18 protein-coding genes are annotated in these 14,210 nt (G+C 38.1%); 3 read left to right on the top strand and 15 right to left on the bottom strand.

Features of this window, described 5'->3' with window-relative positions:
* Positions 1 to 19 precede the first annotated feature (19 nt).
* Genes CWS20_RS09650 through CWS20_RS09615 form a run of 8 tightly spaced genes read right to left on the bottom strand, consistent with a single transcriptional unit; the run spans position 20 to position 5,048 of the window.
* Complete coding sequence (locus CWS20_RS09650) at positions 20 to 766, bottom strand: class I SAM-dependent DNA methyltransferase (protein WP_066191913.1); 747 nt, start codon at positions 764 to 766, stop codon at positions 20 to 22.
* On the bottom strand, positions 766 to 1,122 hold the full coding sequence (gene rsfS / locus CWS20_RS09645) for a ribosome silencing factor (protein ID WP_066191909.1): 357 nt from the start codon (positions 1,120 to 1,122) through the stop codon (positions 766 to 768). Before rsfS ends, CWS20_RS09650 begins: the two co-directional genes overlap by 1 nt.
* Positions 1,119 to 1,694: a bis(5'-nucleosyl)-tetraphosphatase (symmetrical) YqeK gene (yqeK, locus tag CWS20_RS09640; protein ID WP_066191907.1), complete on the bottom strand. Its 576-nt coding sequence runs from the start codon at positions 1,692 to 1,694 to the stop codon at positions 1,119 to 1,121. Before yqeK ends, rsfS begins: the two co-directional genes overlap by 4 nt.
* On the bottom strand, positions 1,684 to 2,253 hold the full coding sequence (locus CWS20_RS09635; RefSeq protein ID WP_066191905.1) for a nicotinate-nucleotide adenylyltransferase: 570 nt from the start codon (positions 2,251 to 2,253) through the stop codon (positions 1,684 to 1,686). The genes yqeK and CWS20_RS09635 overlap by 11 nt, the downstream gene beginning before the upstream one ends.
* 23 nt (positions 2,254 to 2,276) lie before the next feature.
* Positions 2,277 to 2,567: a ribosome assembly RNA-binding protein YhbY gene (gene yhbY, locus CWS20_RS09630; RefSeq protein ID WP_066191903.1), complete on the bottom strand. Its 291-nt coding sequence runs from the start codon at positions 2,565 to 2,567 to the stop codon at positions 2,277 to 2,279.
* Positions 2,568 to 2,569: 2 nt separating this feature from the next.
* Complete coding sequence (gene aroE / locus CWS20_RS09625) at positions 2,570 to 3,400, bottom strand: shikimate dehydrogenase (RefSeq protein ID WP_066191901.1); 831 nt, start codon at positions 3,398 to 3,400, stop codon at positions 2,570 to 2,572.
* 24 nt (positions 3,401 to 3,424) lie between these two features.
* Positions 3,425 to 4,528 carry a ribosome biogenesis GTPase YqeH gene (gene yqeH / locus CWS20_RS09620; protein WP_066191900.1) on the bottom strand — a complete coding sequence of 368 codons (1,104 nt, stop codon included), beginning with the start codon at positions 4,526 to 4,528 and terminating at the stop codon, positions 3,425 to 3,427.
* 4 nt (positions 4,529 to 4,532) lie between these two features.
* Complete coding sequence (locus tag CWS20_RS09615) at positions 4,533 to 5,048, bottom strand: YqeG family HAD IIIA-type phosphatase (protein WP_066191898.1); 516 nt, start codon at positions 5,046 to 5,048, stop codon at positions 4,533 to 4,535.
* A gap of 879 nt (positions 5,049 to 5,927) precedes the next feature.
* Between CWS20_RS09615 and CWS20_RS09610 the strand changes: the two genes are divergently transcribed.
* Positions 5,928 to 6,068: a sporulation histidine kinase inhibitor Sda gene (locus CWS20_RS09610; protein ID WP_083957188.1), complete on the top strand. Its 141-nt coding sequence runs from the start codon at positions 5,928 to 5,930 to the stop codon at positions 6,066 to 6,068.
* Between the two features lie 112 nt (positions 6,069 to 6,180).
* Here the strand turns inward: CWS20_RS09610 and CWS20_RS09605 are convergent, their stop codons facing one another.
* Together CWS20_RS09605 and CWS20_RS09600 are read right to left on the bottom strand one after the other, a co-directional pair.
* Positions 6,181 to 6,960, bottom strand: coding sequence for a phosphatidylserine decarboxylase (locus CWS20_RS09605; RefSeq protein ID WP_066191896.1), 780 nt, complete (start codon positions 6,958 to 6,960; stop codon positions 6,181 to 6,183).
* A gap of 418 nt (positions 6,961 to 7,378) precedes the next feature.
* On the bottom strand, positions 7,379 to 9,175 hold the full coding sequence (locus CWS20_RS09600) for a M3 family oligoendopeptidase (RefSeq protein WP_066191894.1): 1,797 nt from the start codon (positions 9,173 to 9,175) through the stop codon (positions 7,379 to 7,381).
* A gap of 173 nt (positions 9,176 to 9,348) precedes the next feature.
* Here CWS20_RS09600 and CWS20_RS09595 point away from each other — a divergent pair, with 173 nt between their 5' ends.
* Positions 9,349 to 10,320: a F510_1955 family glycosylhydrolase gene (locus CWS20_RS09595; RefSeq protein ID WP_066191892.1), complete on the top strand. Its 972-nt coding sequence runs from the start codon at positions 9,349 to 9,351 to the stop codon at positions 10,318 to 10,320.
* Positions 10,321 to 10,377: 57 nt separating this feature from the next.
* Here CWS20_RS09595 and CWS20_RS09590 read toward each other — a convergent pair whose 3' ends face one another.
* On the bottom strand, positions 10,378 to 10,710 hold the full coding sequence (locus tag CWS20_RS09590) for an antibiotic biosynthesis monooxygenase (protein ID WP_066191890.1): 333 nt from the start codon (positions 10,708 to 10,710) through the stop codon (positions 10,378 to 10,380).
* 168 nt (positions 10,711 to 10,878) lie between these two features.
* Positions 10,879 to 11,598, bottom strand: coding sequence for an RNA polymerase sporulation sigma factor SigK (gene sigK / locus CWS20_RS09585; protein WP_066191888.1), 720 nt, complete (start codon positions 11,596 to 11,598; stop codon positions 10,879 to 10,881).
* Positions 11,599 to 11,729: 131 nt separating this feature from the next.
* Here sigK and CWS20_RS27725 point away from each other — a divergent pair, with 131 nt between their 5' ends.
* Complete coding sequence (locus CWS20_RS27725) at positions 11,730 to 11,954, top strand: hypothetical protein (RefSeq protein ID WP_142385374.1); 225 nt, start codon at positions 11,730 to 11,732, stop codon at positions 11,952 to 11,954.
* A gap of 152 nt (positions 11,955 to 12,106) precedes the next feature.
* Here CWS20_RS27725 and CWS20_RS27945 read toward each other — a convergent pair whose 3' ends face one another.
* The 3 genes from CWS20_RS27945 to CWS20_RS09575 form a co-directional block, all read right to left on the bottom strand.
* Positions 12,107 to 12,277: a hypothetical protein gene (locus CWS20_RS27945; RefSeq protein ID WP_157090490.1), complete on the bottom strand. Its 171-nt coding sequence runs from the start codon at positions 12,275 to 12,277 to the stop codon at positions 12,107 to 12,109.
* Between the two features lie 217 nt (positions 12,278 to 12,494).
* On the bottom strand, positions 12,495 to 12,635 hold the full coding sequence (locus CWS20_RS09580; protein WP_083957187.1) for a YrzI family small protein: 141 nt from the start codon (positions 12,633 to 12,635) through the stop codon (positions 12,495 to 12,497).
* Between the two features lie 438 nt (positions 12,636 to 13,073).
* Entirely contained in the window at positions 13,074 to 14,210 is a 1,137-nt protein-coding gene (locus CWS20_RS09575; RefSeq protein WP_066191886.1) for a bifunctional cystathionine gamma-lyase/homocysteine desulfhydrase, read from the bottom strand.

Here is a 14,210-nt window from a genome sequence, read left to right as displayed (position 1 = left end):
ATTTACACCTTTGCACAGATTAATTTTTTGTACAAACAAAGAATATCCGCTCAGGATTTTCCTCAATTGGCCCGTCATGAAAATCAGCGCTAACTTGAAGTATTGTAAATCCACATTCATTCAGCCACGTCTGATAAACCTCTGGAGAAAATGTGCGTTGATAATGGAGCTCATCATAGCGGTCATAGCGGCCGGATTCTTCATCCAACACAAAGAACGATAATTCATGCTCGGCACTATGTTCATGCTCACCGGCAAAGCTTTGCCATATATAACTTATTTCTTCATCGTTTAAAACATAGGTTTGATCGATAAATAAATAAGCCATTTTATAAAGTGAATGAACATCAAAAACAAATAAGCCTCCATTGCTTAAATGATTATACACAGCGTGAAATGTGGCAGCCACTTCTTCTTCAGTTTCTAAATAATTTAGTGAATCACATAATATACAAATCAAATCATACTTTCCTAAGCCGTCTAGTTCCGCCATATTTTGCTGAAAAAACTGGATGGATGCTTGCTGGCTTGCTGCTTTTCCCTGTGCCACAGCCAGCATATCTTCAGAGAGATCCACACCCACTACATCGTATCCCGCTTGTGCGAGCCGAACAGAAAGCTCACCTGTACCACATGCAAGATCAAGCAATCTATTTCCCTGAAGTTGATGTTTTTCCGTTTGTTTCGCTAGAAATTTCACCCACTCATCATATGGAGCATCTTTCATTAACTCATCATACAAATAGGCAAATTGTTGATAGCTCATTATTGTTGAAGCTCGCTTTGAATATCTTCTACTTTGGCATCTCCCCAAAGACGTTCTAAATTATAATAGCTTCTTTCATCACGATGAAAGACATGGGCGACAACATCTCCAAGATCAACCAAGATCCATCTGGCTTCATCAAACCCTTCCAATCTTTTCACTTCATAGCCATTCTCTTCAGCCTTATCCTTTATTTCTCTTGCAATCGCCTGTACTTGTTTATCTGAGTTACCGTGACAAATGACAAAATAATCCGAGATTAAGGAAATCCCTTTCATATTTAGTGCGACAATATCCTCCGCACGTTTGTCATCTGCAGCTTTTACAGTTGTCAGCAATAATTCTTTTTCATTCATCTAATCAATCCTTCCTTATTTATTACTAAGTCGTTATACATATCAATTGTTAACGGGTAAACTGGCTGGCCCTTTTTTAATAAAAACATGATTGAATTTTGTACAGATGTCACTAATGCAGCATGAAGATCTGTTTTCGCAAGTCTACGCACTTCATCAACCCCAGGGAAATGCCTGCCCGGTTCTATATAATCGGCTAAATAAACAATCTTCTCCAATAAGGACATGCCTACGCGACCAGAAGTATGAAATCTAATCGCATCTAATATTTCTTTATCATTGATGCCAACAGCCTTTTCAACGAAATAAGCACCTACTGGAGCATGCCAAAGTTCACTACTAAAATCAAGCAAATCACTAGGCATCTGTTGTTCAATAATAATCTGCTTCATTTGATCCTTCGGATGAAACTTTGCATAATCATGGAATATAGCAGCTGTTTCGGCTTTCTTCTCATCAGCTCCATATTTTTCTGCCAGCAAAATAGCTGTTTCCATTACCCCAATTGTATGTGTATATCGATGATCTGTTAATTGTTCTTTAACGATTTTTAAAGCTTGTTCACGATTCATATAACCTGTTCTCCTTCATATATACCCGCACTTCATCAGGCACCAAATAACGAATGGTTTTTCCCTCTTCCACTCGTTGTCTAATTAAACTTGACGAAATTCCGATTTCAGGAACATCTACATAGATTATTGGATATTTCGAATTCAGATTATAATCGGGCCTTTTCACTCCGATAAAACGAACTAGGTGCAATAATTGGTCAATTTGATGCCATTTAGGTAAATATTCAACCATATCTGCACCAATAATAAAGTAAAACTCTACATCCTTTTCTCTCTCAGTTAGGATTTTCATCGTTTCTGCTGTATAGGAGGGGCCTTTTCTTTCCAGCTCTATCGTCTCTATCCGGAACTGCTTATGAGTCGAAATTGCCCGCCTCAATAAATTGACTCGATCTGCATTACTAATCTTATTAGTTTTTACTTTATGAGGAGGTTCCTGATTTGGCATAAACCAAATTTCATCTAATTCTTGGGTATGCAGCACTTCATTGGCAATGATTAAATGACCAATATGCGGCGGATCAAAAGTGCCGCCAAGAATACCGACTTTTTTCACGTTGTTTCACCCCTCACCTCTAACTACGGCAATTTAATTTGCTTGTTTTCTCTTGATTCTTTGTAAAGAACAATGATATTGCCAATAACCTGTACAAGCTCTGCTCTAGTACCTTTTACTAGTGCACTCGCCACTGTGTCTTTATCCTCGTCACAATTTTGCAGTATGCTTATTTTCAAAAGCTCTCTTGCTTCAAGTGCATCTCTAATTTGTTTCACCATATTTTCGTTTACCCCGCCTTTTCCAACTTGAAAAATTGGGTTTAGATGATGTGCCTGTGAGCGTAAAAATCGTTTTTGTTTTCCTGTTAACATTGTTAACCTCCTAGTTGTTGTAACACATTTTTCTTCATCCGTTCGCTGTCAGGCAAAATGCCTGTCCATTTTTCAAAGGCAAGGGCACCTTGATATACAAACATATTTAAACCATTTTGTACATTTACGCCTCTCTGTTTTGCTTCATGCAAAACAGCGGTCTCATGTGGGTTATAAATAATGTCACTGACAAACGCATGTTGATTTAATTTTTTTAATGACAGTGGCTTTTCTCCAATGTGAGGCGACATTCCAATCGATGTAGTTTGGATAATACAATCATATTGCGCCAACAGCTGCTCTGCCTCCTGTATTGTCAAAAGTGTTGATTTTACAGGATATGGACATTCCATAGCCAGCTTTCTCGCTTTATCCAATGTGCGATTGCAAATATCGATTTCCTCTACTCCTGCTTCAGCCAGCGCATAGTAAATGCCTCTTGCTGCGCCGCCTGCCCCGATGATTAACATTTTTTTCTGATTGAAATCTTGCAAATCTTCCTTTAAGCCAGCAATATAGCCTGTACCATCCGTATTGTACCCAACGAGCTTTCCAGCTTGATTAACAACAGTGTTGACTGCACCAATCGCTTTCGCCAATGGATCTATCTCATCTAATAATGGCATAATTGCTTCTTTATGCGGTACAGTTACATTGAATCCAGCTATTCCAATAGCTCTAAGACCTGCAACAGCCACACGCAAGTCTTCACTTTTTATTCGCAGCGGCAAATAATAGGCGTCCAGTTCATTCAATTGAAATAACTCATTATGCATCGCTGGAGACATCGAATGTGCAATTGGATCACCGATTACAGCAAAAAATTGTTGCATCTGTTTCTCTCCCCTTGCCTTTTACTATATTAAGGATTTTCTCAATAAAACACTCACACCTCTAGGTACATATGCAGCCACCTTTATGCCGCCCTCATTAATCGTCATCCATCCTAATCCTGAAAAGACCACATCCGTCTTCCCTTCTTTGATTGAAAATTCATGACGGACAAGCTCTGGGAATGTCCCAAGCTGATCTTGACGCGGAGGCGTAAGCATTTCACCTACATGCTTATCATATAATTGATTGGCGTTCTCTGTTTTCGTTCGATGGATATTTATTTCGTTAGATAAGTGACAGCTAAATGACTTTCTCCCTCCGCTAATAAAATCGAAGCGGGCCAGGCCGCCAAAATACAAAGTTTGTCCTTCATTCAGCTGATAAACTTTCGGCTTAATTTCTTTCTTTGGTGTTATTACTTTTAAGTCTCGCTTGTCAACGAAATGAGCCATTTGATGGTGATTAATAATACCCGGTGTGTCCACTAATGCTTTGCCGTCAGCTAACGGTATTTCAATCATATCCAATGTTGTTCCCGGAAAATGTGAGGTTGTGATAACATCACCCTCACCGGTCACTTCCTTCAAGATGCGATTAATAAATGTCGATTTCCCTACATTAGTACAGCCGACCACATATACATCTTTTCCACGTCGGTACTGATCAATCGCTTCTGCCACTTCAGCAATTTGCTTTCCCTTTGCCGCACTGACAAGAAATACATCTTCAGGCTTCAGCCCTAATTGTTTCGCTTCTTGTTTCATCCATTGAATGAGTTTATTATGTTTAACAGACTTTGGCAATAAATCAACTTTATTACCGACAAGCAGTACTTTATTGTTGCCGACAAATCGGTGCAGGCCTGGAAGCCAGCTCCCATTAAAGTCAAAGATATCAACGATTTTGACAATCAAAGCATCCTTTTGACCAATTCCGTTTAAGATTTTGAGAAAATCATCATCTGTTAAACTTACATCCTGGACTTCATTATAATGCTTTAAGCGAAAACAGCGCTGGCAAATAATTTCTTCCTTTTGCAAAGCAGACAGCGGCGCATATCCAATTTCATCACGTTGTTCCGTTTGAATTTTCACACCGCATCCGATACATACATATTGTTCTGTCAATTCCTTAATCCTCCCAGCTAATCATACCTTTTTTTCTAAACCAATTAAGAATTCTTCGTTCAATTTTACGGTTGAATCTAGTCATAAAACCATCAGTTTGTGCGACCGGAACGACTAAAATGGTATTAAATCCGCTTCTATTTCCGCCTAATACATCTGTTAAAAGCTGATCTCCTATGACGACCGTTTCCTTCTGAGTTAAATTCATTTCACGAAGCGCTCTTTTAAATGCACGCCCCATCGGTTTTCTTGCCTGATAAATAAATGGTATATTCAACGGGTCTGAAAAAGCCCTTACCCTGCTCTCATTGTTATTGGAAACAATCGTTACCTTTATATCGCTCATTTTTAATTCTTCAAACCACTTAATTAATTGCGGAGTAGCATGTGGTCTATCCCATTCTACAAGCGTATTGTCTAAATCTGTAATGATTCCCTTCACACCCTGCTCTTTTAATAATTCAGGTGTGACCTCAAAGACGGTTTTCACATGCTGGTCCGGCAAAAAGTTTTTTAACACTATTATTTACACCTCAATCTTTTTAATATCAAAATCTGCACTTTTTATTTATACCCGATAAAGTGAAACTTCCTTCAGTGGAGGTGTTTCTAAATCCCCCACTGAAGGTTAGTTTTGGCACGCAGGAGACGGGTCACTCAGACGTTGCCACAGTAAGTGCGTATTTAGTCTGAATTATAAGAAGCGGGCTTTTACGGGCATATACGCCACCTAAACTTTGAGGTGGCGGTCTTAGTGCTCGTTAATCTGCGATTAGTAGATCTCATTGATCAAATCCGTCTTCTATTTTCAAACTCTTACTACCTTTCCTGCCTTGCAACAACACATGTCTCAAATAAAGCAAGGTAGTCGAAATTATCTGCCCTTCAATCAGACTCAAATCAAGGAGGCGACGCACTGCCCTTTTGTTTTTTACTCTTTTATGTCCCATTTTTATTAGATAACTAATCAATACTTGCAGTCTTACAATTCCTCTAGTCCCGTTTAGGTGAGATTTATGTTAATTGTAATTCATTAAGATAACTGAGAATGGTAATTATTTATTATCCTGCCCTACTATGGCATATTCGAATATTGCGGTCAATCCTATTTTAGCCATTCATACCGATTCAGTTTATTTATACATAAAATATTTTTCGACAATTTTCACTCTAAAAAAATTGTGGATAACGTTATGCACATTATACACTGCTCAGCTTACCACTTAGTGGAACATATTAACAAATTAATAACAAGTTATCCACTATTCGCTGTGGATAAACGAACGATTGTTCTATTTCTTTCGTTCTGCTAAAGTTATACTTACAGCTAGGAAACCTACATCTTATGAAATAAATTGATTAGCTAGAACGAATCATTTGATGGAGGTGAGAGTCCAACATGCGAAAATTATCTGATGAGTTATTAATTGAGTCCTACCATAAAGCCATAAAACTACAACTTTCCCTGGACTTTATCCGTCTCATTGAGACTGAAATTCACAGGAGATCTTTATCAAATAGAATTAAAGCTTCCTCTTAAAGGAAGTCAGCCCAAATAAGAGGGCTTTTTCTTTTTGGCTATCCGGTTACGTGAACTGAAAAACTATGGCATTCGCTAAGTAGACTTGGCGAATGCCAAGTTATTCTATCTTTCACACAATATGACCTATACATTCTCCCACTTTCACCGGTGCAGGTGCTTGGATGGAAGGTAATAACTGAAAGGCATCCTTTTGAAAAAGTAATATAACTGTCGAACCAAAAGAAAAATATGCCATTTCCTCGCCTTTTTGCAATGTTTCATTTACATGTGTTCTTTCAATAGAATTTACGAACATTGCGCCCACTTTTACAATCGCTAATTCTCCACCGTCAAATTGCACTTCTGATATTTTCCGATAATTTTTAGATAACGTATCTTTTCCGAAGGCAAGACCCCACTTATTTACAGGATATGACTTTTTGCCAAGTGTCCATTGCCTTTTAACTTTTCCAGTTACCGGACTATGAATTCGATGATAATGGCTAGGACTTAAATAAAGAATCATAAAAGTTCCACCTTTATACTTTTCCGCCTCTTCATCTCCGCCCAGCATTTCTGCTATAGAGTAATCTTTTTCTTTTACTGTTATTTTACGATCATTATCAACAAGACCAATATCCTCAATCACAGCATCGACAGGGCTTACAATTGAATCCTCATCCACGTCGATCGGCCTGGCGTCTAGTTTTAACTTCCTAATAAAAAATTCATGTAAGGTTGCAAAGCTGCTAAGTTCATTTTCAATTTCACTTTCATTAATTCTATATGTTTTTGAAAATGGGGCGATTGCAAATCTGCTTAATTTTGACCTTGCAAATTTGTACAAAAGCGAAGATGTGAACCTCCCATTTGTTAATTCAATCATTGCACGGTAGATGGACTGCTTCATATTTTACACCTTTCTTTACTTCGTTCATATTTATCTTATTATCGCATCATTGAATTAAAAGTGACAAGACTACATCAATTAATGATTATATTCAAATAAAGCGAACCTTCAATTAGTAAGATATTTCTCTACTCTCACAAATCAATTAGAGTTTTTACGAACAATTTTATCAAAGTTTTTTCCGCTCTTTCGCATTCTGGTCTAATTGCCGTTAATCTGCGATAAATCAATAGAATCATGTTACTAAACAAATGTGATGATTCCATGAGTGCTATTATATCATTTGAAAGAACAACTGGACTATTAAAATTAGAGGATATTTGGAATCTCATCCATTTTTATTTGCGAGGCTCTATGAAGGTAAAGCAAAATGGACCAAAAAAATCTCATTGAAAAAATTCAATGAGATCTTAAATTGTTACGACTGTGTTAAGCTTAAAAATTCTTCTACATCATCAATGCATAATTGCACTGCTTTTTCCCAAAAATCAGGTTTAGTTAAGTCTGTCTGCAAATGCTTCTTCGCAAGGTCTTCTACTTTCATAGAGGCGGTATCTTTTAAAAGGGCAATGTACTGCTCCTCGTAAGCTGCTCCCTTTTCTTGCGCATAAGCATAAATACCAAGCGAGAACAAATAGCCAAACGTATATGGAAAATTATAAAACGGTACGCCGGTAATATAAAAATGAAGCTTTGATGACCAGAATGACGGATGATACTCATCGAGCGCATGACCATAAGCTTCCTTCTGAGCTTCAGTCATCAGCTCATTTAATCTTTCAGCGGAAACCATTCCTTTTGCTCTTTCATTATAATATTTTGTTTCAAAAAGGAAGCGCGCATGAATGTTCATTAGCAACGCTACAGAGCGCTGAATTTTATCTTCAAGCAGTGCGAGCTTTTCCTCATCTGTTTTTGCATTTTTTACTGACGCATCAGCAACAATCATTTCTGCAAAAGTTGACGCAGTTTCAGCCACATTCATGGAGTAGTTGCGATTTAAAAAGTGCAAGTCTTTCATTGCGTAAGTATGAAAGCCATGACCCAATTCATGCGCCAATGTCGATACATTTGAAGCCGAACCGGAATACGTCATAAAAATTCTCGACTCCTGGCTTTCGGCAAAATAAGTATGAAAGCCACCAGGCTTTTTACTTGGGCGGTCTTCAGCTTCAATCCACCGGTTTTCAAAAGCTTTTTCTGCAAAAGCCTTCATCTCTTGGCCGAATTGGCTAAAATGCTCAATGATAAACTCAGCACCCTCTTGGTAGGATACCTTTGTTTCAGCGCTTCCAAGCGGAGCGTCTAAATCATACCAGCTAAGCTTTTCCACCCCTAATAATTCCGCTTTACGTTCTAAAAACTTCACAAATGGCGCTTTATTCTTGGCAATGACGTCCCACATAGCATCAAGTGTGTTCCGCTCCATTCTATTAATTGCCAATGGCTCCTTTAGCGGGTCATCCCAGCCTCGTTTTTTATAAATATTTAATCGAAAGCCAGCGAGATGATTTAATGTTTTTGCAAAATATGGAGCTTTATCCTGCCATGCTTGCTCCCATTTTGTAAATACAGCTTGCCTTACGTTTCTATCTGGATGAGAGAATTTATTTGCTGCTTGTCCAACAGATAAATTCTGTTCTGCTCCATTCTCGACAAAAGGAATTACCATCGTACCAACAACTACATCATACATCTGACCCCACCCATGGTAACCATCAACACTTAGAGATTGTATGATTGCTTCCTCTTCCTGAGACAGCTTCTCCTGTGCTTTTTCACGTCTTTCATTCAGAATAAAGGATATTTCTTTTAATTCATCCGTTTGTAAAAACGCTTGCCATAAATCATGCTTAATCTTTGTAAGCTTTTGATCAAACGGCAATAAACTTGTGTTTAAGTCTGCGCTTAACTCTGTCACCCTTGCTCTTAATGGTCCGGCATTTGTATCTGCTGTATTTTCCGCTTCCAAACAAGATACATAGGCTCCGGCCTGTCTTATCTTCACCCCTGCCTGCTGAAATAAAAACAGGATTTGAGTGATTTTTTCTCTATCCTCTTCGTTATTTGCTACATCCCAACTATGTATCGCCTGACTTAAGGAATCAATGCGCTTATGGACCTCCATTAAATAAGCTTGAAATTCCGCTGACTCACTTCCCCCTAGAAAGAAGGTATCCAAATCCCATACATCAGAATATATAGCAGCTGTCATTTTATCTCTCCCTTTCAATATGTACTAATCCTATTATAGGAATTTTATTCTGAAATTTCTATCAATAATTTCGAAGGTGACATCTATTTGACATGCAGGTTGTACTCCATTACCTTAAAGTAAGTAGAATATTGGCTACAAAATAAATGACATATCTTGGAGTGGTTTAAAAGATGAAGTGGAAATATTCCGTCGGCTTATTGCTATTCTTTCTTATTTTTATGACAGGTTGTTCTAGTTCAGATGAGAAAGAGACAAAGAATACAGAGGCACCCCAACAAACAACCGAAGATAATCGTAAATTTGAAACCGTTGCGGCTTCCCCTAAACAGCTTGAGCAATTACAAGGAATTGGCTACCCTGGAAATGATGATGGTTTATATATTGCTACAACTGATGGATTAAAAATCTATAGAGAAAATAAATGGTTCGAAAATACTGCTGAAAATCACAACTTTTATGGCTTCTCAGCAGTTTCTGATGGTTTTTATACTAGCGGCATGAAAGCAAATGCTTCTAAAGACAATAACGCAGCTTTAGGGGTGAGTAAGAGCACGGATAAGGGAGCTACTATTCAGCCAGTATCTTTAAGCGGTAAAGAAGCCTTTCAATTTTTATCGGCCGGCTATAAAACGGAAACATTGTATCTTATCCAGCAAGAAGATTCAAATGAGTTAGCTCAAGGCGTTTACATTTCTAATGATGGCGGAAAAAGCTGGGACCCATTAGCATTGAATGGAATGGACGCAAATACTCTTGGAATGATTGCTCCACACCCTGAAGATAATGAAATAATGGCTATGGCTACGCGCAGCGGGATCTATTTATCTGAAGACAGCGGTGAAAGTATGGAGTTGATTTCAGACCCTGTAATGGTAACAGCACTTGCATTCTCCAACGACACGCTTTTCTACTCGTCCGTAGAAAATGAAAAAATCAAGCTAAACAAACTTGATTTAGAATCACGCAAAATAGAAGAAATCGATATACCTTTTCTTAAATATGATAACCCAATTACTTTTATTACCGTAAACCAAAACAGTGAACAAACAGTTGCCTTTTCCACTTATCTTTCTGATGTATATGAAACGACAGATTTGGGTGAAAGCTGGAGTCTATTATTAAGCAATGGGCGCATTGAATAATTTGATTGAAAAAAGGCGATCCAGAACTGACTTCTGGATCGCCTTTTTTGCACCTTACTATGCCTTTGAAGTGTCAGCAGGTGTTTTCACCGTTTTCACTTCATAAACTCCACCTTCGGATTCAATAATATATTCCGGTTTTGGCTGTCCAATTTTTGCTTTATGACCAGCAATATGTGCATCACTTTTCTCCCAAGCTTTCCAGTGGTCTTCTGATTCCCAGCGCACAAGAACCACCACTTCTTCATCACCGCGGCGAACTTTTTTCACCATAATTGTAGAATCAATAAATCCATCCTGTTCTTCAATGATGCCTTTATTGCTAAAACGATCTACAATTTTAGTCGCGTTGCCTTCAGTTACAGTAAATTTCCTCATTTGTACGAACATATCATTCACTCCATTCCTTCACTTTGCCTGTAAAGTATTATAAATGATAATGATTATCATCGTCAAATAAAGTACCTGCGCCGTTTTTCAAAAGGCAAAAAAAAGGAGCCAAAAGGAGAGACCCTATTAGACATCTTACATTTTAATCAAATAAATAATTTGAATGAGTTAGGACTCATTTTTCCTTTTCTCTTTTTCCGCACGGTAAAACTCATGAAACATTTTCATTAATGCCCGCTTTTCTATACGGGATACATAACTGCGCGATATTCCTAATTCCTTTGCGATTTCCCGCTGTGTTTTTTCTTTCTTTAAATCGAGTCCGAAGCGACCAACGATTACTTCCTTTTCACGATTATCCAGAACATCAATGTACTCCCTTACTTTTTCTAACTCCATATTTAACTGAATTGTATTAATCACATCTTCAGATTCTGATTTTAGTACATCGATAAGAGAAATTTCATTCCCTTCTTTATCCTGGCCAATTGGATCATGCAGCGAAACGTCCTTTTTTGTTTTTTTTAATGCTCTTAAATGCATGAGAATTTCGTTTTCGATACAACGTGCTGCATAGGTTGCAAGCTTTGTCCCTTTACCTTCAGAATAGCTCTCAATCGCTTTAATCAAGCCGATTGTGCCAATTGATATTAAATCTTCCGCATCCTCGCCAGTATTTTCAAATTTTTTTACAATATGTGCTACTAGCCGCAAATTATGTTCTATTAGCATATTGCGCGCATGCGGATCCCCAGCCGCCATTTTCCGTAAGTATTTTTTTTCATCAGCAGGCGACAACGGCTGAGGAAAGGCATTATTCTTTACATACGATACGAGAAATACAATCTCTTTAACCAAAAAACCGAGCGCTGTAATAATTCCAGACATTTCGCCACCCCCGCTTGTTAGAACTTTCGCTTATAAAACATTTCTATGTAAGCAAGGAGTTGTTTTTGTCTGTCCATTGGATTTATTTTTTTAGACAACCTTTTTCTTGTTTAATTAGTGAGAGAGGATGAATGGACGCAGATAGTTATTTTCGGTTAATATTAACCTATAAGATGGATGAGAAGAGGGAAATAGACATGGCTGCAAACCGTCTCGTACTGGCATTGGTTTTTTTTATCATTACTTTAGTTAGTATTGCAGAATTAATTTTCAAAGATTTTTCATGGAAACCGATATTATTGTTTATCGTTTCCTTTATTTTAATCGCATTTCTTTGGAAGCGCGGAGAAAAATAACAAAAATGAAACTTCCAAAAGCGGGGTTTTCCTTTATCCCCACTTATCCTTCAAGACTCTCTCAGGGAGTCTTGAAGAAGGGTCTTACTGGTCATTAACCCGCGATAAAAGGGATAAGGAACACCAATCGGGTTTCCCTTATCCCCTTTCAGCTATTCTACACTAACCTCAGCTGCCACAATGCATCCGACAGCACTGCACACAATTAAGCCCATAACGATTACAAACATGGTATCCCGCTCCTTAAATAGAATATGAAGGATGGCTTCTTCGCCTGAACAAAGTAGGCAGTACCTTTCATACCTTAAACGTACCATACTCATTTAACCGTCAACATCTTTAATTGCGAATTCTTTGTTAAATTTTTCTTTTTTATACTTTCTTGAAAACAGCACACTAAAAATGATAATATGCAACGACATTTGAAACCTCCTCAAATCACGTTAGGTGGTATCTTTCTCCACCCAGAAAAATAACCTTCTACCTTGCATTAAAAAGAACATATCTCCTCCACCTTTCTCTATTTTTTATAATTAAAGATTAAAACGGGTGATACATATTAAATTGACGCTGTTTGTTTTCTTCTAGCATTTGATAAGCTTTTTCTTCACGCATCATGTCTTCCACTGTCCGGTTTCTTTTTCTCACAGTAATAGTAAAAAATAATATATTGAGTGTCATATCTACACCTCCTCATTCTATCCATTTTTGGGCACAAAAAAGCCGCTAAGAGAACAGACTCCTCCTGCGGCAATATGGGCATAAAAATGCCGCAGGGAATACGATTCTCCCTGCGGCATGGATAGACATCGTTAAATTAAGCGATCCATTCCAGATAGGTCGAAATCGTACCATATTGAGTTTCATTTAATAACCTTGCTGTTAAAATGCATTGATTCATCATTGTTTCCGACCTCCCTTTCTAGAATTTTTCACTTACATTGGTAAGTATATCCATGATTAGCCGTTTTGTAAACCACTTTTTTGAAAATTTTTAAAACAAGGTGAATTGACTGCGTAAATAGTACGAATATTAATTAATTTCACTCACATACTTTTGCTGCATACGAATACAAACCATAGCCAGAAAGACTATGTTTTGTATTTAAACAGCATTGATTAGTTGTCTAACGCTTGTTTCAAATCTTCGATTAAGTCTTCAGCGTCCTCTAAACCAACTGAAATTCTTACTAATCCGTCTGTAATTCCAAGCTCATCACGACGCTCTTTCGGAATAGATGCATGCGTCATTCTTGCTGGTACCGAAATTAAGCTTTCAACTGCGCCTAAACTTTCTGCAAGCGTAAAGTATTTTACGCCTTCCAGAAGCTGATCAGCATTTTTTTCACTGCCGACATCGAAGGATACCATTCCACCGAATCCTTGGGCTTGCTTTTTAGCTATATCATGATTTGGATGAGTCTCAATCCCAGGATAATACACATTTCTCACTGCTGGATGGCCAAGAAGGAACTCAACGATTGCTTTCGTATTGCGCTCAGTTTCTTCCATTCGAATACCTAAAGTTTTAATCCCTCTCATCAATAGCCATGAATCTTGAGGTCCTAGAACGCCGCCAGTCGAGTTTTGAACAAAATGTAAGTCTTCTGCTAGCTGATCGCTGTTTACAACAACTAAACCAGCTACAACATCACTATGGCCGCCAAGATACTTCGTTGCACTATGAAGGACGATATCCGCACCTAATTCAATCGGTGTTTGCCAATAAGGCGTTGAGAAAGTGTTATCAACAATTGTTAACAATCCGTTCTCTTTAGCCAAATTTGCTGCGGCTTCAATATCTGTAATCTTCAATAAAGGATTTGTAGGCGTTTCGATATATACCGCCTTTGTATTCGATTTGATGGCCTCTTTAATATTTTTTAAATCGCTGCTGTCAACAAAAGTAGCCTCGATGCCAAATCGATTTAGCACTTTTGTGATTACGCGATATGTGCCGCCATATACGTCGTCAGTTAAAATGACATGATCACCGCTGTCAAACATCATAATGACTGCTGTAATGGCTGCCATCCCTGATCCAAAAGCAAAACCGGCTTTGCCGCCTTCAAGATCTTTAATTAGTTCTTCAAGCGCGTGTCTAGTCGGATTGCCTGTTCTTGAATATTCAAACCCTTTATGATTGCCAACTCCGTCCTGCTTGTAGGTGCTGACTTGGTAAATCGGCACAGAAACCGCTCCTGTTGCTGGATCACCAACAATGCCGCCGTGTATCAATTTTGTTTTACGTCGCAT

Origin of the sequence: Cytobacillus horneckiae (assembly GCF_002835735.1) — a bacterium.
Classification (GTDB): domain Bacteria; phylum Bacillota; class Bacilli; order Bacillales; family Cytobacillaceae; genus Cytobacillus; species Cytobacillus horneckiae.
This window is presented reverse-complemented; position numbering and strand designations above follow the sequence as displayed.

Excerpts from the sequence above, each read along its gene's own strand:
- CWS20_RS09650 (WP_066191913.1), bottom strand. The coding sequence starts at position 766 with ATGAGCTATCAACAATTTGCCTATTTGTATGATGAGTTAATGAAAGAT.
- rsfS (WP_066191909.1), bottom strand. The coding sequence starts at position 1,122 with ATGAATGAAAAAGAATTATTGCTGACAACTGTAAAAGCTGCAGATGAC.
- yqeK (WP_066191907.1), bottom strand. The coding sequence starts at position 1,694 with ATGAATCGTGAACAAGCTTTAAAAATCGTTAAAGAACAATTAACAGAT.
- yhbY (WP_066191903.1), bottom strand. The coding sequence starts at position 2,567 with ATGTTAACAGGAAAACAAAAACGATTTTTACGCTCACAGGCACATCAT.
- aroE (WP_066191901.1), bottom strand. The coding sequence starts at position 3,400 with ATGCAACAATTTTTTGCTGTAATCGGTGATCCAATTGCACATTCGATG.
- CWS20_RS09610 (WP_083957188.1), top strand. The coding sequence starts at position 5,928 with ATGCGAAAATTATCTGATGAGTTATTAATTGAGTCCTACCATAAAGCC.
- CWS20_RS09605 (WP_066191896.1), bottom strand. The coding sequence starts at position 6,960 with ATGAAGCAGTCCATCTACCGTGCAATGATTGAATTAACAAATGGGAGG.
- CWS20_RS09600 (WP_066191894.1), bottom strand. The coding sequence starts at position 9,175 with ATGACAGCTGCTATATATTCTGATGTATGGGATTTGGATACCTTCTTT.
- CWS20_RS09595 (WP_066191892.1), top strand. The coding sequence starts at position 9,349 with ATGAAGTGGAAATATTCCGTCGGCTTATTGCTATTCTTTCTTATTTTT.
- CWS20_RS09590 (WP_066191890.1), bottom strand. The coding sequence starts at position 10,710 with ATGTTCGTACAAATGAGGAAATTTACTGTAACTGAAGGCAACGCGACT.
- sigK (WP_066191888.1), bottom strand. The coding sequence starts at position 11,598 with ATGTCTGGAATTATTACAGCGCTCGGTTTTTTGGTTAAAGAGATTGTA.
- CWS20_RS27725 (WP_142385374.1), top strand. The coding sequence starts at position 11,730 with ATGGACGCAGATAGTTATTTTCGGTTAATATTAACCTATAAGATGGAT.
- CWS20_RS27945 (WP_157090490.1), bottom strand. The coding sequence starts at position 12,277 with ATGAGTATGGTACGTTTAAGGTATGAAAGGTACTGCCTACTTTGTTCA.
- CWS20_RS09580 (WP_083957187.1), bottom strand. The coding sequence starts at position 12,635 with ATGACACTCAATATATTATTTTTTACTATTACTGTGAGAAAAAGAAAC.
- CWS20_RS09575 (WP_066191886.1), bottom strand. The coding sequence starts at position 14,210 with ATGCGACGTAAAACAAAATTGATACACGGCGGCATTGTTGGTGATCCA.